Origin of the sequence: Paenibacillus sp. ISL-20, assembly GCF_018613005.1 — a bacterium.
Classification (GTDB): domain Bacteria; phylum Bacillota; class Bacilli; order Paenibacillales; family Paenibacillaceae; genus Paenibacillus_AQ.
Map to the genome: position 1 here is coordinate 26,024 of NZ_JAGGRD010000055.1, position 22,935 is coordinate 48,958.

At 41.4% G+C, this 22,935-nt stretch carries 20 protein-coding genes; all 20 read right to left on the reverse strand.

What is annotated here, in order from left to right; genetic code table 11:
- Positions 1-182: 182 nt before the first annotated feature.
- The 20 genes from J7E85_RS27175 to J7E85_RS27270 all read right to left on the reverse strand — a co-directional run bounded on the left by J7E85_RS27175 (position 183) and on the right by J7E85_RS27270 (position 22,910).
- Positions 183-380 (reverse strand): cold shock domain-containing protein, encoded by a 198-nt coding sequence (locus J7E85_RS27175; protein WP_009594275.1) that lies wholly within the window; start codon positions 378-380, stop codon positions 183-185.
- A 371-nt stretch (positions 381-751) separates the two neighbouring features.
- A complete protein-coding gene (locus tag J7E85_RS27180; protein ID WP_215163082.1) occupies positions 752-2,494 on the reverse strand; it encodes a glycosyltransferase in 1,743 nt (580 codons plus the stop codon).
- A 16-nt stretch (positions 2,495-2,510) separates the two neighbouring features.
- Positions 2,511-5,135, reverse strand: a complete 2,625-nt coding sequence (locus J7E85_RS27185) for a glycosyltransferase (RefSeq protein WP_215163083.1) — start codon at positions 5,133-5,135, stop codon at positions 2,511-2,513.
- Positions 5,136-5,214: 79 nt separating this feature from the next.
- Positions 5,215-7,095 (reverse strand): glycosyltransferase, encoded by a 1,881-nt coding sequence (locus J7E85_RS27190; protein ID WP_215163084.1) that lies wholly within the window; start codon positions 7,093-7,095, stop codon positions 5,215-5,217.
- Positions 7,096-7,104: 9 nt separating this feature from the next.
- On the reverse strand, positions 7,105-8,199 hold the full coding sequence (locus tag J7E85_RS27195; protein WP_215163085.1) for a tetratricopeptide repeat-containing glycosyltransferase family 2 protein: 1,095 nt from the start codon (positions 8,197-8,199) through the stop codon (positions 7,105-7,107).
- A gap of 69 nt (positions 8,200-8,268) precedes the next feature.
- Complete coding sequence (locus J7E85_RS27200) at positions 8,269-13,302, reverse strand: IPT/TIG domain-containing protein (RefSeq protein WP_215163086.1); 5,034 nt, start codon at positions 13,300-13,302, stop codon at positions 8,269-8,271.
- Between the two features lie 18 nt (positions 13,303-13,320).
- On the reverse strand, positions 13,321-13,656 hold the full coding sequence (locus tag J7E85_RS27205; protein ID WP_215163087.1) for a hypothetical protein: 336 nt from the start codon (positions 13,654-13,656) through the stop codon (positions 13,321-13,323).
- On the reverse strand, positions 13,649-14,041 hold the full coding sequence (gene fliS / locus J7E85_RS27210) for a flagellar export chaperone FliS (protein ID WP_215163088.1): 393 nt from the start codon (positions 14,039-14,041) through the stop codon (positions 13,649-13,651). Before fliS ends, J7E85_RS27205 begins: the two co-directional genes overlap by 8 nt.
- A 51-nt stretch (positions 14,042-14,092) precedes the next feature.
- Positions 14,093-15,520, reverse strand: a complete 1,428-nt coding sequence (gene fliD / locus J7E85_RS27215; protein WP_215163089.1) for a flagellar filament capping protein FliD — start codon at positions 15,518-15,520, stop codon at positions 14,093-14,095.
- 14 nt (positions 15,521-15,534) lie between these two features.
- Entirely contained in the window at positions 15,535-15,873 is a 339-nt protein-coding gene (locus J7E85_RS27220) for a flagellar protein FlaG (protein ID WP_215163090.1), read from the reverse strand.
- Between the two features lie 76 nt (positions 15,874-15,949).
- Positions 15,950-16,795, reverse strand: a complete 846-nt coding sequence (locus tag J7E85_RS27225; RefSeq protein ID WP_215163091.1) for a flagellin N-terminal helical domain-containing protein — start codon at positions 16,793-16,795, stop codon at positions 15,950-15,952.
- A gap of 165 nt (positions 16,796-16,960) precedes the next feature.
- Positions 16,961-17,197: a carbon storage regulator CsrA gene (gene csrA, locus J7E85_RS27230; RefSeq protein ID WP_215163092.1), complete on the reverse strand. Its 237-nt coding sequence runs from the start codon at positions 17,195-17,197 to the stop codon at positions 16,961-16,963.
- Complete coding sequence (fliW, locus tag J7E85_RS27235; protein WP_215163093.1) at positions 17,175-17,636, reverse strand: flagellar assembly protein FliW; 462 nt, start codon at positions 17,634-17,636, stop codon at positions 17,175-17,177. Before fliW ends, csrA begins: the two co-directional genes overlap by 23 nt.
- A gap of 74 nt (positions 17,637-17,710) precedes the next feature.
- Entirely contained in the window at positions 17,711-18,286 is a 576-nt protein-coding gene (locus J7E85_RS27240; protein WP_215163094.1) for a DUF6470 family protein, read from the reverse strand.
- Between the two features lie 12 nt (positions 18,287-18,298).
- Positions 18,299-19,192, reverse strand: a complete 894-nt coding sequence (gene flgL / locus J7E85_RS27245; RefSeq protein ID WP_215163095.1) for a flagellar hook-associated protein FlgL — start codon at positions 19,190-19,192, stop codon at positions 18,299-18,301.
- Positions 19,193-19,204: 12 nt separating this feature from the next.
- The gene (gene flgK, locus J7E85_RS27250; protein ID WP_215163096.1) at positions 19,205-20,779 is read right to left on the reverse strand and encodes a flagellar hook-associated protein FlgK; all 1,575 of its coding nucleotides are present in this window, start codon (positions 20,777-20,779) and stop codon (positions 19,205-19,207) included.
- Positions 20,780-20,797: 18 nt separating this feature from the next.
- Entirely contained in the window at positions 20,798-21,298 is a 501-nt protein-coding gene (locus tag J7E85_RS27255) for a flagellar protein FlgN (protein ID WP_215163097.1), read from the reverse strand.
- Entirely contained in the window at positions 21,295-21,591 is a 297-nt protein-coding gene (flgM, locus tag J7E85_RS27260) for a flagellar biosynthesis anti-sigma factor FlgM (protein ID WP_098749202.1), read from the reverse strand. Before flgM ends, J7E85_RS27255 begins: the two co-directional genes overlap by 4 nt.
- Positions 21,592-21,678: 87 nt before the next feature.
- Complete coding sequence (locus J7E85_RS27265; RefSeq protein WP_076324009.1) at positions 21,679-22,089, reverse strand: TIGR03826 family flagellar region protein; 411 nt, start codon at positions 22,087-22,089, stop codon at positions 21,679-21,681.
- A 113-nt stretch (positions 22,090-22,202) separates the two neighbouring features.
- Positions 22,203-22,910 (reverse strand): ComF family protein, encoded by a 708-nt coding sequence (locus J7E85_RS27270; protein ID WP_251036084.1) that lies wholly within the window; start codon positions 22,908-22,910, stop codon positions 22,203-22,205.
- Between the last annotated feature and the right edge of the window lie 25 nt (positions 22,911-22,935).

Below are 22,935 nucleotides of genomic sequence, written 5' to 3' on the forward strand. Positions count from 1 at the left end.
TGCACCTTCATTATAACATTTTGTTAAGGTTATGTAAAAAGTCAGAATTGTGAATTTTAGCACAATACTTTTCAGGGAGCGGCGCACAGAAAAAGACTCCGGATGAACCGGAGTCTCGGGCTAGCGAATCTCGAATTGTTAACCATCTATACCGTTTATGTAGGTCGGCTGTGCCGGGATGATTATAATTTGATTACGTTAGCTGCTTGCGGGCCACGAGCGCCTTCAACGATCTCGAATTCTACGGATTGTCCTTCTTCCAGAGTCTTGAAGCCCTCGGATTGGATCGCGGAGAAGTGTACAAATACGTCGCCGCCGTCCTCAGTCTCGATGAAGCCATAACCTTTCTCTGCGTTGAACCATTTCACTTTACCTTGCATGCACTAACATTCCCTTCATTGTCAAATAAAGTGTGACACTAATTGTCCACATTTCCGACTATAGCACCCGCCTTATCCACTGTCAATTACCAAGGAAAAGGTTTTCTTTTGCACAAAACCGGGAAAAATGTCGACTTGGCTTCACGACTGAGTTGGCGGGCACTGCGGAAATATACTTTATCGATATTTACCCAGCAGGGAAGGGGGGTGAAACATCTTACAGTAGTAATTTTACCTGATCGAGAATTGGCAGCTTCTTCCTGAATGGTCCATCTGATTGAAATTGATGTACTATTCAATTTATCAAGTCTCAAAAACAGAGTTTATAATTTCCACGAAAAAATAACCCCTGGAATTCAGGGGTTATATCCTTAACTATCTATTTTAAAATCAGCCAATACCATTAATAAATCATTATACGCAGCTTGATCCACTTTATATAGCTGGTTAATATAGTTCGTTGCTACTTCAGTTTCGCCTATAAACATTAAGAAATAGGATACGTTATAAAGCGTATCAGAATCAGTGCTGTTTATTTCGAGGCTTTTTTGAAAAAAGGGTAGCACCCTTTTGTAGTCTCCTTTTTCAAAATACCACGAACCAATTTTATTTAATAGTTGCAAAACTTCATCGCCTTCTACAGCAAGCTCCATATTACTAAAAATTTCATCGATATGAAAATCATCGAATTTTATTAAGCAATCTACAGATAACTCTTCTGCAACGCGCAATTCTTGGATAATCGATTCTATATCATTATTGCTGGCTGACACGAGATATTGATATGCATCCAATTGAGAAATTAATTCTTTGTCTATAACTCCAGATAAACTTTCCAACCATTCAGGGTTCGCTTTTCTACCATCATTTTGGCCGATGACTGATAAATTTGAATAACCACTTTCCAAAAGAATCTTGTATATTTCCTTTAATGTAAAGAATCGGAGGGTCTCATTGTCCAGTACTCCATATTCGCTATATGTCCATTCCCCTTTTAACAAGCCTTTGATAACAGAATGGTGCATCACGTTAGGAACTGACATAAGTAGTTTTCCTTGAGGTGTTAAATATCTCTTCATCTTGGAAACAATTTGATTCGGGTCGTAAAAACGCTGCAGAGAGTTAGATATGATAATATAATCAAAGGTTTGTTCTGGACTATCAATAAGGTTGAAGTCGAGATCTGCATTTATCATCTTGGCAACCTTTGCCGATAGCTCTGCCACGCTTTCATTTGTTTCAACACCATAAAGCTTGCTATTCAAGAACTTTCCCTTAATTTTCAAAAGAGTACCGCCACAACCACAGTTAATTTCCAACAATTTAAATTCAGCATCTATTGGCAGTTCTATAAGCTCTACTATGTCCGGGCTGAAATAAAAATCTTTATCGGGATTAAATCCCCATTTATCTATAAATTTATTTTTATTCCTTTTGAGCAGGTCTAAATATCGTTTGTTTTCTTTAAAAGACGTGCTCCCATAATGATGGATAAATGTATCTCTACATAAAAGCAGCTTATATCCTGCCATTCTTATTCTCAAGGAATAATCATCATCCTCGTAGTTCCCTGGAGAAAAGATTTCATCAAGCAAACCAATCTGATCCACTACGGATTTTTTAATCAACATACAAAAACCGATCAATTTTAATCTTTCCTCCCATGCAGAAGGATTGGATTTGCTATTATATTGGGTGGCAAAGGCCTGCATACTCTCCAAATTAGTGTATTCTACCGGAATGGCCTGCAAGTAAGTGCAACTATTCGTAACGCAGCTGACTGCTCCGATTTTATCGCTGCTGTATAGGCACTTCAACATATTATCCAGCCAATTTTCGGTAACAATAACATCATTGTTTAAAAGTAATATATTTGAACCGGTAGCTATTTCAATCCCCTGGTTGCATCCCCTTGGGAATCCCACATTATTTTCATTTAAGATGCTAATTACGTCCCCTTGTTGCTTCAACCACGCTCTTGTGTCATCCGTTGAGTTGTTGTCCACAACAATGATTTCATAGGTTCCAGGTCTTGTGTATAATCGTATACTTTCAATGCATTGAATTGTATAATCAAGTTTGTTATATGTCAGGATAATTATACTTGTTTTCATAATATCTCCTTCGCAATCATCCGAGTGATTGGGTCGATTCGTAGATTTGGGACCTGATGATTTGAAAGCTCTCTCCCTCGTTTTGAGTTGCATTGTCACCATTTACCCGCTGGGAATACTCGCATGAGACCTCGGCGACATGTATAAAATCCGCAAAATTACTCAGTCTTATCCAGAGATCCCAATCCTCCAATACATTGTAGCCTTCATTCACGAGTCCAGTACAAGCGATTAATTCTCTTTTAAACATCACCGTGAGAATCGGTAGGAAATTCATTCTTCGTAGCAAAGTTGGATCGAACTCTTGCGAGTATTCTTTTTTCTTATGAATAACAACCCAATCATGCTCTGACTTTGTTTCTAGTCTAAGCATTGAGTCCGAATAAACTACCGGCACTTGTTCGTTCAAAATTGTTTTAACTAACATGGCGACATGCGTTGGATACAATAGATCATCATCGTCCAAAAAGTTGATATATTCCCCTGTAGCTGATAGGAGTCCAGCATTCAATGCAGCCGCTCTTCCTTTCGATTCTTCATGTACGACATAACGAACAGGGAAACGTACTTCTTCAAGTAATCTGGAAACATCCGCCCCCCCATCATTAACAACAACAACCTCAATTGAGGGGTATATTTGACTGTCAACACTATGCAAACAACGTTGCAATAAATCCGGTCTATTTTTGGTTCTAATAATTAATGAAATTAATGGTTTAATCAAAATATTCGAGAAGTATTCGAATAGATACTCTTTCGAATTCCCGGTAACTCTTCTCTGTACCTTAACCCATTCTGATTCCGGAATAATTTTACTCATTCGATCTAGATAATCAATTTGGGTAGACTCATCTCCTACGATTGTCGCTAATTCAAATATATTGTACAGTTTTTCAAATGTAGGGGGCTCATCCTCCAAAGTACGTAAATAGTAATGATACGCATCCCCATGCATATTCAACTTTTTCAATATATCACCAGTTAATAAGAACACCTTTGATTTCTCATTCGGTTTTTGAGGCTCCATAATTGCCTGTAATGCTAATTCGCTAAATTGGTATTCATAAAGTATTTCAGATAACTCAAAACGAATCATAGGCTCATTAACTTGATTAATAACATATTCAACAACTTCATATTCACGAAGCATCAAGATATCGTAGAATAAATTTTTCAGGTTGTTGTTCAATTGATCATTGACCTCATAGGGAATAATATGAAGCCTACTGACCATCTTATTTAAAAACTCCCACTCCTGTTGACTGAAACTACTTTTGAATTTCTCGAAAAAATGGGTGTCTTTTGTTAAAATCGATAAGAATATCACTTCACGATGCTCAAAATCGTCCAAACTTTGTAACAATATTTCTTTTGCTTCTTCATATTTCCCATGAACCTGCAGTCTCCATGCATTCGATTTGCTGTCAATTGCAACATTCTTTTCTTCCAGGATCAGTAAAGCTAGCGGGTGCCTCATGGAGTATAGGGTTTTTGAGATCAGTTCAGTGTAAGTTGAATATTCCGTACCATATATCCTTTTTATCTGGATCAATAAGTCTTCGGGAGCAGCATTTTTAAATATTTTCATAAACAATGCGAAAGAGGAAATATCGCTTTTATTCTGACTAATACTTTGTACAATATATTGTCCTGCAAGTTCGTATTGATTAAGTTTCAAATAAATCTCCGCAAGGAAAGCATTTGCAAAGCAGGTACCCGCCCCTTCAACAGAGTAATAGAACGGTGAATCTATTTCTCCTAACTCCAAGCACTTCAAAAAGGCCCTTTCGGCATCCTTTAAGTAGTTTATTTCCAAGTATAAAATCCCCATTAAATAATGCAAATCCGTGAAGGTGGGAAATAGGACGAGTCCATCTTTCAGAATGGCCAGTGCTTCTTGATATAGTTTTTGTCGGATCAAGTTCTGTGCCTGATAGACAATTACCTTAGACGCTTGAAGACTGTTGGGGTAAAGACCGCGTGATTGACTCAGATCAATACTAAAAATCCCTTTATCCCCCAGAGCCCTCACTTCGTTGATATAACTGAAATAACCCGACAACGTCGGCTTTTTCTCCAATTCTTCTTCGAGCAATTTAAGACGAAGATAGTTTTTATCGTCTTCACGTATATTTCTAAGCATAAGGGAGTCATGATTAATAATGACTTGCATAAGATCCCCTGTTACTCGAGATGACTCTTCAGTGTCCACCCATTCAATCGAGGTCCCCTTATAAACAAATCCTTTATCCCTTGAGTACAGTCTGATACTTGAGTGTGTGTCCACCAATCCATATCTATACATGGTCCGAATTTTGAAAAAATAGTAATCTGCCGTAAGTGGTTGGCTTAAGGTTGCTTTACACCTTGGATCTAAATATTCATTTGCATCAAGGCACAGAATATAATCACAGGTAGCCATTTGACCTGCATAGTTTTTTGCCCCCAACAGGTCATTATGATCACTAACATTCAAGAGTTTAGCCGCATACTGCTTAGCTATTGCAACGGTATCATTCCGAACGCCAAGATCGATAATAATAATTTCATCAACAACACCCTGAACACTTTGCAAACATCTTTCTAATTTATCCTCATCGTCCTGTACTATTGCGCATAATGTAATAGATTGTGGCTTCATTTCAGTTCTCCTTAGAGGGTTCCATTTATATCTTGTTCAATTTTGCCGAATCTTCTAGTAATAAATTTCACCAAGTCACTCAAATATTTAAAGAATCGAGCCAAGGAGATCTTATACTGTCTATTTTGACTTCATTGATTAGTTGAGCAGCATCCTCCACCAATCCGGAGAGCTTCAATAGATTATACAACTTGTATGAATTTAAAAAACTATTATTTATTGAGCGAGCCATACTCGCATAGTAAATGGCATCATTCACTTCATCTTCCTCTTTCAGGATATCACTTACTAAACTATAAACTTTTTCGTTATCCTTTTGGTTATCGGACTCCACTACAATTTGCAGTGCAAGTTCATTAAAACCGTTCCTTTTTAATTCCTCAGCAATTAAAAATCTGAGTCTTGGAGATCGAGTGCTGCTAATTAATTCCTCCAAGTGTTCATATTTCTGAAGTTTCATTAAATCGTAGCATAAATTAACCCAGCTTTCCTCTGATTCTTTAGACAACTCTAGCCCGCCGTCTGTACGATTCTGAATAAGATTTCTCCACCATTTCCATTCTCGTTCCCTGAAGCCAAAATCATTTTTAAATTGACATAATATATCAAAATCTCGAGTCATAAAGGCTAACAATAGAGGATCCCTCTTAAAGTAATCCTGTAACTCCTTCATCTGATTCCATTTTTCAATGGCAAGATCATAGTTCCCCTCAATAATATCCACCCAGGCTTCAACTTCCAGAGGAAGCTCGACATGGTAACATTTAATAATTTCATAGGCCGCGGGATGACGAAACTCATACAGCAGTGTCATCATATTTTGAATCCATTTTCCATCCTTAAACGGCCAAATTTTAAGCATGGCAGCCAAAAGCTCTTTACCAGATAGACTAGGATGCAAATCCGTAAAAAGCTTGACTAAATAGAGTAAGTCGGGAGCCTCTTGTGCTGCTAGAATGAAGTACTCTTGGGCTTTTTCTTTATTTCCTTGCTGCAAATATAATCTACTTAGTTTTCCGTAGGCCAAATATGAACCCGAGCCCTCATTGTGGTTGAATTCATTAACACTAGCCTCTTCACCTATTTCCAAACATTTATTGTAGCAATATTTCGCATCCTCAATATAATCCAAATTATCATAAATACTCCCCATTAAATACCAAATATCAGTGTTGGTAGGGAATAGCAGAACACTGTCGAAACCAATATCTAGCGCTTCCTTATACTGTTTCAATTCAAACAATGACTTCATTAACAGGATTAATAACCTGGGAGTATAGGATTGGTTATTTGCTAATGAATAAGATTTTTTAAAATTTTCCATCGCTTTTACATACTTGCCTTCGAATGCATATTGCATCCCTAAATTGTAGTAATTAAAAGGAGTCGGGTTGCCCTTAAGCGCGGCCTTGGCAATATCCATATTTCTTTGATCTTTATTTTTATCCTTAACAATTTGTTCCAAATATCCATCATGATAAATTAAGCAGTTCAGGAATCCGAAAGGCAAATGAGCATTTTTTTCTAAATTTATTTGTTCATGGAGCGCCCCTTCATATTTAAGGGTAGGGGAATTTTGGAACAATCTTACAAATTGATGAAGCTCTGCTTGGCCAAAGCCTAACTCATTACGTATTCGCAGGAAATAATATGATTTATCAAAACCTTGCTGTAATAGCTCTTTGCCCTCATATAGATATTCATCCGCATCTAGATGAAGAATATAGTCCCCTGTTGCATGTTCTAACGCAAAGTTGCGGGCTTGAGCAAAGTCATTTATCCATTCAAAAAAGTAAATTTTATCCGTATATCGTTTTGCAATTTCTAAGGTTTTATCTGTTGAACCCGTATCCACGATAATAATTTCATCAACAATGCCTTGAACACTGTTAAGGCATCTTTCAAGACATCGTTCTTCGTTCTTTACAATCATACAGAGCGAAATAGATTGCTTCCCCATTGCATTTCCTCATTTCATGTTAGTCAAAGATTCAATACGCACAAGAGCATCCTCAAAATTCTGTTCGATACAGAACCTGTAGTATTTTAGCGCTTCGTCCTTATTTCCAATCAACTCATGGTATAAACCTAGGTTAAATGCGGATCTGTACGACCCTACTCCTTGAACGGTTTCATATTTTCCATGTTGTACCTCCCCCAATTGAATACAGGCAGAAAATACATCAGGGATCTGAGAAAACCACTCAAGATTTTGAGATTCAATAATCGCAGAACCATACATATAATATAAATCGGTATAATCCGGGTAATTTTCAATAGCAGTATTAAGAATACCAAATAATTCATTCCAGCGTTTGGATTTCATTAATGTAGTGGAGTAGTCCAACATTAAAGTACTGTGATAACTGGGATATGGATAAGGAATAAATTGTAATGATTTCTCCAAAAGTCGCCTTGATTCTTCGTAATCCTCCATAAGCCGATAAGTTCTTCCCAATTGAAACAAAATATAAGGGTCGAATGGTTTTTCGTCGAGGCTGAGTAATAATAGATTCACATTCCTCTGGTATTTTCCTTTTTTCACTATTGTTTCTTTCGTATATCCATAATGGTTAAGTTCAATCGTCGAATCAAATATTTTCGGTTCTTCCCCGTTGAATAAAAGTTGTTCGTGGATCCTGCCAACAAATTGATAGCCTGAATTTTTGGGAAACATCCGAGTAATGCAAGAACGTGTTACTTGATTATTCAGCGCTAAGTTTTTTACTTTTGCTCGCAATGCAACTCCAGTTTGATCCTTCATCAATTGATAAGCTTCATTTAATGAAGCACCATCCCCGATATACTCTTCATCCGCATCCATTATGAGAATACTATTTGCTTTAGCCATACCGATACTGAAATTTCTCGCGTCAGCAAAGTGGTCGCTCCATCTCCGCTGATATACTTTCGCACCCAGTTCCCCAGCTATGAAGGCGGTATCATCCTCAGAATAATGATCCACCACGATTACTTCCTTTACAAAAGGACTTATAGACTCAATTGCTCTAGAAATGGTATTGGCTTCATTATAAGTTATCATGCAGACCGATATATCAATCATTCTCATCCCCCTATTATAGAAAAGCAGGTACCCACTAAGGATACCTGCAGTTCTTGATATGACCTACAATTAATTATAAGTAAACCCGCCATCCAAAACTACCGTTTGGCCGTCGGCATTTACTATTTTTAACGTGACAGCTCCAACTGTTGTCCATTGTGCAGTAAGTGCCTTGATTTCAGTAGAGCTATATCTTGTTGACTGAAGCAATGTATCGTTAAAATACACTTTTGCTGTAGGGTCAAAGTTCTGCCCTGTAATTGTAATGACGGCTCTTCCCCCTAATCCTCCGGTATTAGGTGTTACGCCTGTGATCGCAGGGGCTGGTGGAGGTGGTGGCGTGAGATAACTAAACCCGCTACTCATCGTAAAGGACTGCCCGCTTGGGTTTACGACTTTGACATCAACGACTCCCCCGCTCGTCCATTTGGCCGTAAGAGCTTTGATTTGAGTAGAACTGTAAGTCGTTGACTGCAAAAGGGTGTTATTAAAGTACACCTTCGTCCCCGGTTCAAAATTCGTACCCGTCAACGTGATGACAAGCCCTCCTGCGATCTGCCCTTCATTTGGACTAATATTCACAATTTCCGGTTCAGGAGCAGGTGGAGGTGCTTCAAAAGTAAAAGCTTGAGCCAACGTCGCTGTTTGTCCATCCGGATTTGTTACCGTTAAATCAACGATTTCTGCGGATAACCAAGCAGGAGTTGCAATTCTTAATTGCGTTGAAGAAATAAATGTAGTCGCCAACTCTCTATCCTTCAGTTTTACTTTTGCTCCGCTAACAAAGTTGGTGCCACTAATTACTACAGAGGTTCCGCCTGAAATTAACCCCTTATTCGGTGTAAGTGACACTATGGTTGGCGCTGGGGGGGTAATGTAAGTAAAGGCTTGATCTTTTACTTCAATACCGCCGTCCGGGTTAACCACTTTAATGTTCACAGACCCTGGTGTGGTCCACTTAGGAGCTATAACTTTTATCATCGTTGCGCTATATGTCGTCGATTGCGCCAAAGTATCGTTAAAATACACCTTTGCAGCATTATTAAAACCAGTACCAGTAATTGTAACTATCAGACCGCCAGCCAATTCTCCCTGGCTTGGGCTAACTCCGCTGATCTCCGGACCTGGCGGTGGAGGGGGCAGAATATAAGTGAAGCCATTTTCCAATTCATCATATTGGGAATCCGGGTTCACTACTTTTACCGTTACTGCTCCCGCATTTGACCATGCAGGTGCGATAGCCTTAATTTCAGTTGTGCCGTATGTCGAAGATTGCAATAGCGTGTTATTAAAATACACCTTTGAACCGGTCGAGAAATTACTTCCTTTAATCGAGATAGTCACCCCGCCAGCTTGCAACCCCTCTTTAGGACTAATGCTATCGATCACCGGTCCTGGCGGGGGAGGCGGTGTCTCAAAGGTAAAGGCTTGCTGTAAAACAGTTGTTTGTTCATCAGGATTTGTAACCGTTATATCTACTGTTTCAGCAATTGGCCAAACAGGTGTTGTAAATCTCAACTGCGTAGAAGCCAGATAAGTTGTCGTTACGTCCTTATCTTTTAATTTAACTTTTGCACCTGACACAAAATTAGAACCTTCAACGGTGACGACCGTTCCCCCAGTTGTCAAGCCTTTATTTACTGATAGCTTAGTTACTACTGGAGCTGGAGCGGCCAAATACGTAAATCCTTCAGTCAAAGTATTGCTTCCCCCGTCTGGGTTAACTACCTTAACATCGACAGGACCACCTGAAGTCCACTTTGGAGTCAGCGCTTTGATTTGAGTAGAACCATAGGTAGTAGATTGCAATAATTTGTCGTTAAAATATACCTTCGTTGCTGTGTTGAAATTTGTTCCGCTAAGGGTAACGATTAATCCGCCCGCCATTTCTCCTTCATTCGGAGCAATTGATGTTATTTCCGGAGCGGGCGGTGGCGGCGGTGTTAAATACATGAATCCGTCCGTCAATACAAAAGACTGTCCATCCGGATTTACAACCTTTACATCCACAAATCCGCCTACTGTCCATTTAGCAGAAAGTGCTTTTATTTGTGTTCCGCCGTAAGTGGTTGATTGCAATAAGGTATCATTAAAATATACCTTTGAGGACTGATTAAAATTTTCGCCAGTTATCGTAATCAAAAGTCCTCCAGCTAATTCACCTTCGTTCGGACTTAGGCTAGTGATACTAGGTTGTGGTGGAGGTGGCGGTACTTCAAAGGTAAACGCCTGTACCTTAGTACCGACTTGACCGTCAGGATTTACTACACTGACATCAATCGTTTCCCCTGTTCCCCAAACAGGAGTTTTGATTTTTAACTGAGTTGAGTTCACAAATGTAGTAGTAAGCTCTTTATCTTTAAACTTTACTTTGGCTCCACTGATAAAGTTCAGACCATTAATAACAACAGATGTACCGCCTGTTATCAATCCTTTATCAGGTGTGATTGTTGTAATTTCTGGCGCTGGAGGAGGTGGAGGTGCTAGATACGTAAAACCTTTCTCTAAAATCCCAACTTGTCCGTCAGGGTTTACAACCTTCACATCCACTTTACCTACATCCTGCCACTTCGGAACGATCGATTTAATTTGATTTGAGCTATAAATCGTCGACTGGAGCAAAACATCGTCAAAATAAATTTTTGCCGCAGTAGAAAAATTATTCCCACTAATGGTAATAACTGATCCACCGGAAGTCAAATCTTCATTTGGAGTCACAGCCGAAATTTCAGGTGCCGGTGGTTTAATAAATTCAAAAGCATCTTCTAATATCGCTTCTCTTCCGTAAGCATCCACGACTTTTAGATCGACCTTACCTGCAACATCCCAAGAAGGCGTCCTTACAGTGATTTCTGAGGTAGTAAATGTCGATATGGTCACTACCTTGCTGTCAAAGTAAACCTTCGATCCCGGGAGGAATCCTGTACCCTTTATAGTTACGACCGTTCCTCCGGCTTGAGGACCGCTGTTTGGAGTAAGACTCGAAATTTGAGCCTCACTTGGCAGCACATAATTGTAACCATCTTTAAGGGTTGCTTCCTGATTATCCGGGTTGACAATCCTTACATCAATCGTATCGGAATTCGCCCAGCTCGGAGCTTGCACTCGAATTTCTTCGCCGCTGTAAACTGTTGACGAAACCAGCTTACTATCAAAGTAAACTTTTGCTCCTTGAAGGAAATTGGCACCGTTGATTTTTACAATATTTCCACCAGTTACTAATCCATTGTCCGGATTAAGCGAAGTAATTTGTGGTGCTGGCCAAATATAGGTGTACCCTTGACTCACTTCGGAGAACTGGCCATCCGGGTTAACAACCTTTACAGAAACAATCTCTGCGGTATTCCACTTTGGTGTATGTAAGGAGATTGTTTTGTCATCGATGTAGGTAGCGGGGACCTCTTTACTATTAAAATACACCTTTGCATCCGGTTTAAAGTTGATACCGGTAAGGGTTACTTCTTCATTACCCGTAGTCAAGCCTTGTGAAGGCGATACCGAGGATAATTCCGGTCCTAAAATATAGGAGTAGGCATCCGGCTTCACGGCATTCGTATCATCAGGATTTTCTACCTCAACTGATACAGCCCCTTTTTGTGCTGCTGAAGGAGTTTTGACTACAATCTTGGTAGAAGTCGAAGAGACTACTGTCGCAGTATTCTGCCCAAACTTAACTTGAGCTCCGTCCATGAAGTATTGCCCATCAATTGTCACTTCCTGATTACCCGACAGCGGACCTTCATTTGGCGAAATATTGTTTATAACGGGTATAGCAAAGTATTTATATTTTGCCGTTGCACTCTGCCCATCGTCATTGGTAACCTCCACATCAACAGTTCCTTGAGTATTTTCTGGGGTAGTAACAATGACTTTTGTAGAATCAATAAATTGAATAAACGTAGCAGGAACTCCACCGAATTCAACTTTCAAGTTTGGACGAAAATGTTTCCCTGTAATTACAACAGACTCATTTCCTTTGATATCCCCCTGGTCTTTCTCTACTAAGGTGATCTCAGGTGCTGCATATTTAACAGAGATGGTTGGATTGGGAACATTATAATTATGTTCTACGCCCAAATAATCGTCATACTTGATACTAATGTCTTTATCGCCAACCGGAAGAACACCAACTTTGGATCCCGATTTATGACGAATTTTATAATTGAAGGTCAGAGTATCTTTCTTAAGTTCATTGAATGTCCATGTTAGGTTATTACCATTTACAACCGGTTGCGGTATGTTATCTTGGTAGGAACCAGGTACAATTTCAAATTCTGGAGATACAGTATCCTTAACAGTTACATTGTATGCACTTGCTAACCCGATCTCATCCACGATAGCTGCATAAATTTCGGCTAAACCTACAGATCCCAGTACAAAATGGTGATGGTGAGCTGTCGTTGCCATATCTTTCATAAGCAAGTTAGGAGCACTTGTCTCCGGATTTTCACTCGGAAGTAAGAGTGCAATCGTGTAGAATACCACGCCTTCAGCTTTTGCTGAATTCGCTTGCTCTAAGGCTACTTGCCGGGCATGCGAATCTGGTGAAGGCTCAGTGGCTTGTCCATCCGTCATGAGTACAATTGCCGGTTGAGCATCCGCTCTATGATCTTTAAGAAGCTGTTGTGCCAAGGCTATGGCATCCCTTGTACCAGTTCCTCCTCCAGCGGTTATTTTATCAATATAATTTTTTAGTTCTGTGGGATTATCTGATAACCCTGTAGACTTTTTATCACTCGCAAAATCTACAACCCCAACCCGGTGCTTACTAAAATCCACAAGGTCAATAAATCCTTTGGCTGCATTCTTTGCATTTTTCATCTTATCCTCGCCATTGTTCGGCCCATAGCTTGCAGCCATACTGCCCGAGCGGTCGATAATTAAGATGATGTCGTTCGGTTTTACTACACTGACATCTGGAGAACCCACAACATTCAACCGAATATCAGCTTCATTCCCCTCGGTGATTTCCGAAGGACTCACTACTTTTGTTACTTGGACGCTTCCGCTTGCCGCCATCACTGATGGAGATAAAGAGAACTGTGACACCAGTAATACGGCTGTAAGTAAAACAGAAAGTAGCCTCGTATATCGAGACTTCATATATTCACTCCTCCTTTATTATTTTTTGAAATCTACAAAAAAAGCGTCGACATCATAGGCGTTATAAGACTTTCCATAGTCCTGTGTCATACGCTTTCTTTTTTTGAGCATGATGATCTCCTGCCCTAAATTATCCTTCTCCAACGTAATAAAATGAATGATTTTCTCATGCAACTTTCGAACTTCTGTCAATATCTCAAGGTCGCTTGGTGTCAGTTTCATCAGGTTTATCTCAACATACAACCGATCTACTGTATCAGCATAATTCTCATATACTTCAAAATCCGATTTTTCCAGGATTGTACGATAAATTTGCATGAGTTCAAGAAGCGGGTTAGACTCCTGTTTAGACATTCTCTTCACCCGAAGTTGTTTTTAATGAGTGTAAGGCCTTCCTCCATGTATCAGCAAGTCCCCGAGCAAACTCCAAAACCTCATCCAGCATAGGTTCTTCTCTTTTAATCATAAATCTAGCAAGATGTCCATTATAAAACTCATATAGTCGATAAAGCTCCTTAGCAATGGGATAATCCATATTTAATGTGATCATCAGTTCGCTAATAATTGAACGAACTTTATACAGAGACTCATTCATTGCTTCGTACTGTTTATGAGCAAATTGGCTTTTTGCTAAAAGTAATGATTTAACCATTCCTTGATACAACATTAAAGTCAATTCACCAGGACTAGCTGTCTCAACTTGAACCTTTAAATACTGCTGTTGAATTGCGTTTTGCATCGTTACCTCGCTCCATCATTCATTATTGTTAGAGATGCTATGTTCTTTTTATCAACCCATAGAAGCAAACATCGAACTCTGATTATTCAATTTCTGCAAGGCTTGCTCCATTGCAGCAAATTGTTTGTAGTACCGATTCTCGATATCCAAAAGTTTTGACTTCCATCTTGCTTCTTGTGTATTAAACTCTTTAAGTTCTTTCCCCATAATACTGTCGTCAATATTATCAACTTTACCGGAGCTTCCGATTTTATCCTTAATAGCATCGATCTGATTATTAAGAATGTTATATACTCTGTCTCCAATCCCCAAGTTGCTTTTCCCGTTCACTTCGGTTTTTGAAGAACCTGTAACAAACAATTGCTTAACTTCATCAAAGTTATTATTGATCGCAGCATTCAGTTTGGCTTCGTCAATTTCAAGTTTACCATTTTCTGTATACGAAGACTTGACCGTGATCCCAATTTGAGAGAGCATAGAAATCTGGCCACCATCAACATTTAGGGGGGTATTCAAACCAATGCGCGTGGAAGATAAAGCATCCTTTAATATTGAGTCATTATATAAAGTGCCTTCCCTCGCCTTTTTCTCCCATTGTTCAATTTGCTTATCTGTCATTGCCTCCTTTTCCTGGTCGGTTAAAGGAGCGTAATCTCTATTCTTCCTCGTTGTAGCAGCAGTGGCAAATGTATCAATTAATGCGTTGTATTGTTCTACAAAAGCTTTTATTTTGTCGACAATCCCGCTGCGATCCGTGACCGCACCAATCGTAGCTTGTCCTTTGCCCTTTAAAGTAACCTGATTCCCATTAAGGAGCACAGAGTTTGTGGAAGAATTCAAAGTTACCCCATTGACAGTATATACAGCATCTTCACCCTCATCTTTCAATGTGCTAAAGCCAAGCAACCCCACATCACCCGAGATTTCAACCAAGGAATTTTTTCCGGTGGCTGTACTTGTCAGGTACAAGGCCCCACTGTTCTGGTCGTAACTTGCGCGGACTCCTGTGTCACTTGACTTTGAATTGATATCTTTTACGATCGAATCGACCGTAGCTTGGGCTGAAAATTCAACATTTACTGAATTGATCGTTATTTTCCCGGCAGAAGCCACTGTCGAGGCCGCTCCCGGTACCTTGCCGATCAACATAGCAGACTCTGCTAATTGAGTAACTGCGATATTACTTGTTGAAACGTTAGGGCCGGAAGAAGTAATCGCCAAAACAGACGTATCCGAGGATGTCGCAGTTACTTTTTCAAAACTACTTTCAAAACGAAGTTCATTAACAGTATTTCGAAAAGACAGCATCTTGGTGTTCATCGACATATAGTCTTCTCGTTTCCAAAGAGCCAACTGCTTTTTCTTGTAGATATTATTAAGAGGAGCTCTTTCGGCGTCCATCAATTTTTTAATGACACTTTCCGTATCGAGCGTTCCGCTAAACCCGGTCAGACGATTAGGTGAAGTTATACCCGCCATCCCGTCCACCTCCTTTACATCTTTTCATCAACAAACAGGCCAACCTTATTACTAAGGTTATACATCACATCGATCATTTTCTCGCTAGGGATTTCTCTAACAACCTCGTTCGTTTCATCTTTCAGCACTACAACCATAATCGTGTTGGTTTTTTCATGAACTTTAACTTGAATATAAGTACCTGCTTCTTCAAGTTTTTTGTTCACTTGATCTACAAGCTGTGGAATTGTATGTTTTCGCTGTTCTTTTGAAAGAGAATTCGAATCAGTAACTTCCCCCATAAAATTCTCATTTGTGAGACTTTTAAACCATGGTATTAAGGAAGTCGATGGAGAATTTGAATCAACTCTCATCTTAATATCCTCCCAATCCGACTATCGGTTATATTAAAAAACCGGCCGGATCCCCGGCCGGCTGAGAAAAAACAGATTAACGAAGCAGTTGCAGAACGCCTTGCGGTTGCTGGTTCGCTTGAGCCAACATCGCTTGAGCAGCTTGTTGCAGGATACCATTCTTCGTGAATTCCGACATCTCTTTTGCCATGTCAACGTCACGAATACGGGATTCAGCCGCTTGCAAGTTCTCAGCAGTTGTTCCCAAATTGTTGATGGTATGTTCCAGACGGTTTTGAACAGCACCAAGGTTCGAACGAATTTCAGATACGGTGTTGATTGCCACTTGTACAACCGAAAGGTTGGCAGCAGCGTCGGAGTTCAACGCATTAGAGTTCGACAGAGCCGACAAGCCCGAGCCAACTGCACCGAACAACACATTAAGAGCAGTTGCTGTAGCAGATTGCAAGCCCAAACCAATTGTTTCACCAGAGTTAGCACCAACTTGGAAGGAAATCGCAGTAACTGTTCCATCAAGGAGCTTCTTGGTGTTGAATTGTGTTTGTGTTGCAATAGATCCGATTTGTTGAGACAATTGTTTAACTTCCGAGTCGATTTTCGCAGCGTCAGTCGTTGTCAAAACTTCGTTAGCGCCTTGAACGTACAGTTCAGCCATACGTTGCAACATAGCGTGAGTTTCATTCAAAGCACCCTCAGCCGTTTGGATCAGGGAAATGCCGTCAAGAGAGTTCTTGGAGGCTTGTTCCAAACCGCGGATTTGGTTACGCATTTTTTCGGAGATTGCAAGTCCAGCCGCGTCATCTGCAGCACGGTTGATTCTGAAACCGGAAGACAATTTCTCCAAAGATTTGCCTTGAGCGTTATTGTTGATGGACAATTGACGCTGAGCATTGTAAGACGAAATATTGTGGTTAATACGCATAATAAAATTCCTCCTTGGAATATGTTGGTGATTAGCATCCTTGCTTCACCCTATTGTGATCGGGGACATGGCGTTCGGCCGTCACTGCCATGTCTTTCGACCCATATTATATTTATCGGAAAGTTTGCTCTATTGTTTATAGCAGAATAACAATTCCTAATAAAATTATTTCTTTTTTCTTGGAATGACAGTCTGCAAGATATTTTGTATATCCTCATTGAAATCAACTGCATTTTGATTCTGTTGCTTGATAGCTTCATAAATTTCATCGCGATATATGGTCACATTCGCAGGAGCCTCAATACCAATTCTGACCTGATCACCATTTACTTCGATAACGGAAAGAACAATGTTATCATTAATCATGATCTTCTGCCCTTTATTTCTTGATAAGATCAGCATCGGGAGCCTCTCCTTTCCCTTCCATCAGCGATTGCCTAGTCGTATAATCACCGTGTTCCAAAACAATCTGGGCAGCAATATTTTTAGCACAATTTAGAACGATGGGCGCCTTTAGATTGCATGTTATATCTTCTGCAGAACGTGCTGTTACAATCACCATGACCCGAAGTTCTTCCTCGCTTTCTACATTTAGAGCTTCAATCCAGTGCGATTCCAATTGGAATTCATATTCTTTATAAAATGAGAATGGATCCATCACAATAAAAGTCAGGTTTTCATCCTCGATAGATTGTAAAAACTCAAATGGATGTCGGTCTTCTTCTAATTGAACAAAAATATATTTGGCTAAATCTCCAAAGCCTAATAAAGGACTTACAAACGTAATCACTTGATCTTCTTTCACCTCTACAGGCCCGAATCTCTTAGTATTTATAAACACGCTATACTTTCCTCCTTTTCTAACAACAATAGCTATAATGACTATTGTCCATTATAGCTATTGTAAACCTGTAGTCAGACAACTGTATCCAGTTGATTCCCAATTACAGATATATTTATATAATTTTTTTGTGTTAAATAAGTATTGACCTTGCCAAGCTGGTAATCAATAACCGGTTTATGAGTTTCAGGATTAAAAGTGACCTCACCTGGAATATAAGTAGTATTGACCTGTCCAGGGATAAAGGTAATATCCACATTGTCATATCCCGGTTCGCCTGTCACTTCAATTCTCGGCCGGTCTTTAAACACATTTTCACGGGCAATTTCCGCAAATACATTTCCGCCTTCCTGAATGGCCATCATACGATCACCGTTGCGGGCAATCTCCGCTATGTTATGCATAGAGATCTGATATGAGGATTGCGCTATACGATCATTCATCTCTGCAATAGGCGCCACTCCAAGAGCTGACCAAGCCCTGCTCGAATCAATCTTCAATTCGGAACTAGTTCTCTCCATCTCTAGCTTGCCTCTCTGTTGCCTCATATTAAGAGAGGGCTTTGGTTGCTCAATGCTATGTTGCCCTTTTGTTGTTTCAAGCCCGATTTTTGAATATCCTTGCTGGATTTGAATACGTGGGATATTCATACATACTCCCCCTTATCTTAGAAAATCCATCAAGCTCGGGCGAATAATCCGGGCCATTGTATCCAATGAAGCCTGATAGATGCTCTCAGACGTCTTTAGATCGATTATAACTTTCGAGATATCGGCATCCTCTACCTTAGAATGGAGGTCCATATAATTAATATTCAGGTCGCTTAGCCTGCTAAGAGTAAATTCCAGACGATTTTGCTTTCCTCCCATCTCGGCCTGCGCAGTAATGGTAGTTTCCAAGTTTTTTTGCAGTGCAGGAATAGCATTCTGAATGCCTGCCGTATTGTCCGCCAATAACGCCTTCTTAAAATTATCTACCACAGCAAATATTCCCGCAGCATCTCCAAATGCTCCAAACACTTGCTCTCCCAACGTATTCACGGACACCGTGATACCAGCGCCAACTTGATAATGGACTTCCCCATCGTCTAATTTATACGCAGTTTGGGTGGGATCATCCGGAAAAGGCTTCTCATCGGTTCTCTCACCATTAAAAATATACTTCCCTTTGAATTGCGAATTACCGAGAGAAACCAGCTGCTGGAATAACTGATCCACCTCAGCGGCAATGTTTTCCCTGGCATCCTTCGGCACAGTATCCGTTCCACCCTGCACCGCCAGCTCCGAGAGCTTCTGGATAATCTGTGTAACTTCGGTCATTACCGTATCTCCATACTTTAGCCATGCATCCGCATCATCCGCATTTTGCTCAAACTGCGTTGTAGCAGTGATTTGGCCACGGTATTGGAGCGCACTGGCTACACCCACCGGATCGTCGGAAGGACGATTAATCCGGCGCTGGGTCATCATCTGCTCCTGATACTTATCCAGTCTGCGATAGTTGCCTTGCAAACCACTCATCATGGAGCTAGTCATCATGGATTGGGTTATGCGCATGATTTATTCCTCCTATCTGCCGACGACGCCGGTACCGTTAATTAATTTATCCAACATTTCATCAATCGTAGTGACAACACGTGATGAGGCGCTGTAAGCATGCTGGAAGCGGATCAGATCCGACATCTCTTCATCAAGTGATACACTGCTAATCGATAGACGGAGTGTATCTGCATGCTCCACCAACAACGTGCCGTTCTCCACCATCTTTTTGGCATTGCTGCTGTCCGTACCCAATTTGGAGATAACGGACTGCAGATATCCTTCAAAATTCGTGATGTCCGTTACTGAACCACTGTTGTTATTCGGATTGAAATTAAACGTACGTTCTGACAGTTGCGCGATCAGAAGTGCCATGCCGCCGTTCCCTTTCAGAACCACCTCGGAGGTCGTACCGTTTGTCGGATCAGTCTTCATTTCTGTCCGCAGGGAGGCCCCGATGTTCTTCAGATCGGATTGAATCGTCTGGCTTAGTCTCATATTCCCGGCGGAAATTGGCCCGCCGTTAGCAGATACAAAGAAGTCTCCACCGGTGGTGGCCGGCTCATTGAGGGTATAACCCAGCTTATGTAATCCGTTGAGGCCATCAACCGTATGCTTCACATCCTCAGCAAGCTTGCGAGGATTATTCGCATCCATAACGGCATTCGGAATGTTCACGCCTGGCGGAAGAATCGTTCCAGCCGGTAGGGTCACTTCCACTTTGCCTGTAGCCAGTGTGTTGGCCATAATGTTCAACTGGGTGATATATCCTTGAACATGCACGTCCCGAGAGGTCACATAACCAGCGATCTCCCCGCCGGTCAATGCGCCAGCAATCGCGTTCGTAATCGGTGTGGACGTCATATCGTCAACCACGACCTGGTTGCCAAACGTCACTTGATAACTGTCCCCGGTCTCCGTTACATTTACGTTCCCTAGCAATGATAACTGATCGATGAGCAGGTCCCGCTTATCACGCAGATCATTCGCGTTGTCACCAAGACCCTCAATCCGTTTAATACTCTGGGTTAACTCTGCAACTTGGTCGATATAGTTGTTTGCTTCAGCAACCTTAGTGTCTATACGAGAAGTCAAGTTATTGCTGAGGGTATCCAATTGGGAGTAAATATGGTTAAAAGTCTCCGTCAAAGCGATCGCTTTCTGCTGAACCGCCATACGGGCGGATAAATCGGTGTCGCTCGGATTCTTGCTCAGCGTCTGCCAAGCCGTCCAGAACTCGGCAATACTTGCGCTCAAGCTGCTGTCCGAAGGCTCGTTAAAAATCCCCTCGATATTAGAAAGCGTCTCTTGCTGAACGCTCCATGTCGACAAATTCGTATTCTGATTGCGGTATTCGATATCCAATAAAAAGTCCCGTACCCGCTGAATACTTTCCGCTTCTACGCCCATCCCGAGCTGACCGGCCGCTTGGGAACGCTGCAATCCCGGGAAAGCAATGGGGTTGGCTGCAACAAGGCGAGTAGTCTGGCGAGAGTATCCTGGCGTATTGGCGTTCGTAACGTTATGACCAGCTGTGTTAATTGCAGCTTGCTGGGCAATCAAGCCCCTCTTTCCGATTTCGAGCAAATGAAATGTGGATCTCATCTACATTTTCCTTTCTGCTTATGCCCTGGTATCAAACATGCTTCGACCCTTGCCGGCAGGATTCTGATTCTTCGGATGTTGATAAAGCAAATCATCCTCCGGACGGCTGACTAACAAATTCAAACTGTAATCAATAAACGCGAGGGATTGCTCAATTAGCTCCCGGTTAATCGCATTCAGCTCCTTGAGTTTCATGAGCCTGTCCATTAATTGCTGCTGCACATCCTGCAGCTCTGTTTTTTCCTCCGGGTTAAATACAAGACGAGTCATTTCAGTAACCGTCAGCTGAAGCTGGGAGCGGATGCCCTTCTCACGTAAAAAATCATCTGCGGCACCTTGACGTAGCGCTTCCGTTTCCGCCACCTGCTTCAGCAGGCGGTTCTCCTTGGTCATGACCGCTGTAAGCCGTTCTACATCATTATCCAAAATGGCTTGCCTTTTATCTTTCCCTGCCTCTATGAGCTGCTGATGCAGCTCATTCTGACGCTTCATATATTCGATTATGGACCTAGCACTCACTTGGACTCACCTGATTTATTGTAGGATTGAAAATACGGGAGCAATTTGTCTGCCAAACGGTCGACTGGCACTTCATAAGTACCATTAGCTACAGATTCCTTCAAACGCTGAATTTTCTCCGCGCGTTCCGGATCCTGTACTTTACTCTGTGCACTCAGTTCCATCGCCTCCGAGGAGATTGATACTTCATCCTTGCGGCGCTTCTTCTTATCGATATGCTGCATCTCCCGAGATTCAATATTCCGTTGATACGAATTGATGCCGTTCACACGTCCCGATTCGTTAATCTTCACGCCCTATTCACCTCACTTAAAATAAAAGACCGATAAGCTTTACTAAGTTTATCGGTCGGATATGAAACATTGTTAATAGTTCAAAAGTTAGTATTTGCGCAGTTTATCGACTGCACTGTAAGTCTCTCTGTCTTTTCCGGACCCAGGCTGATGTTCCTGGTTGCCAGCAGCAGCCTGCCTTAACTCCCTCGTTAATCGCGTCCGGCAGGACTCGCACATATTGCTCTCACGAATCAATGTTCCGCATACTTCGCAAGGATACGCCAGGTTTGGCGCGTTTGCAATCGAGATCCGGCCTTCCTTGATAAACTTCGTAATTTGCCGCACAGATACTTCCGTAGCCTCAGATACCTCATGAATCGTTGCACCTTTTTGCTCACGAAGGAAGGTTGCGCATTTCTCATATTCCTTCTCAATAACCTTCATGCAATCAGGACATAATTCCCGAATATTAACCGTATATAACTTGCCGCACCGAGGGCAATTCCCCAGATTCATGCTCAACAACCTCCATGCCACATAGAACCTTTAATACCCCTAGATTACATTATCTTAGGCCTTACGTCTATCATTCGGTAACAGAATCCACACATTTTTCCTATTTTAATCATTTACGAACGAGCCCAGGTTAAACTATAGATCTCGATGGGCATTTCTACAATGGATTCATATCTCCGCAAAACCTGAGCACAAGCGTTAATCGTACTCCCGGTTGTGTAGATATCATCTACCAATAATATACGTAAAGGTCCTCTGATCCGTGATGTCCCCACTTGAGATCGGGTATGCTCTACGCCCTGCCTGCTTATGGACCACAGTACATCGGGTGCATCCTGCAACGCACCAAAAACCCCCTCCATATCCTTTAGCCGATCCATCCGACTCTTGAAACTCTGTTTATCCGTGTGACGTCTACGTTCCAGCATACGGACACAAGGCACCTTTATTCTAAGTGCAAGCCCCTGTGCGAGCACCTCCGCTTGATTGAACCCCCTCTCCTGAAGCCTTTCCTCACTGACCGGAACCGAAGTGACGGCATGTATACTCCATGGTATGTTGCCAGAATTCCGTGACCCCTTATTGCCCAAATGGATGTTCGCTTCCCGATGAAGCAGCGTGTACACCCGTAACATCATTTCTATCAAAAGAGGAGCGTAACGCTCATTCCCCCTATATTTGTACTGGGCCAACCACTCTCTCATCTGTGTATCATAGGTTACCGCACTCCGGTTTAAAATAAAACTCCGCTCGTTCATGCCTAATCGAATACAGTCGGGACAGCCGATTCCCCGCCCGCATCGCCAACATTTGGGTTTCATAATCCAGGGGATATTCCGATAACAG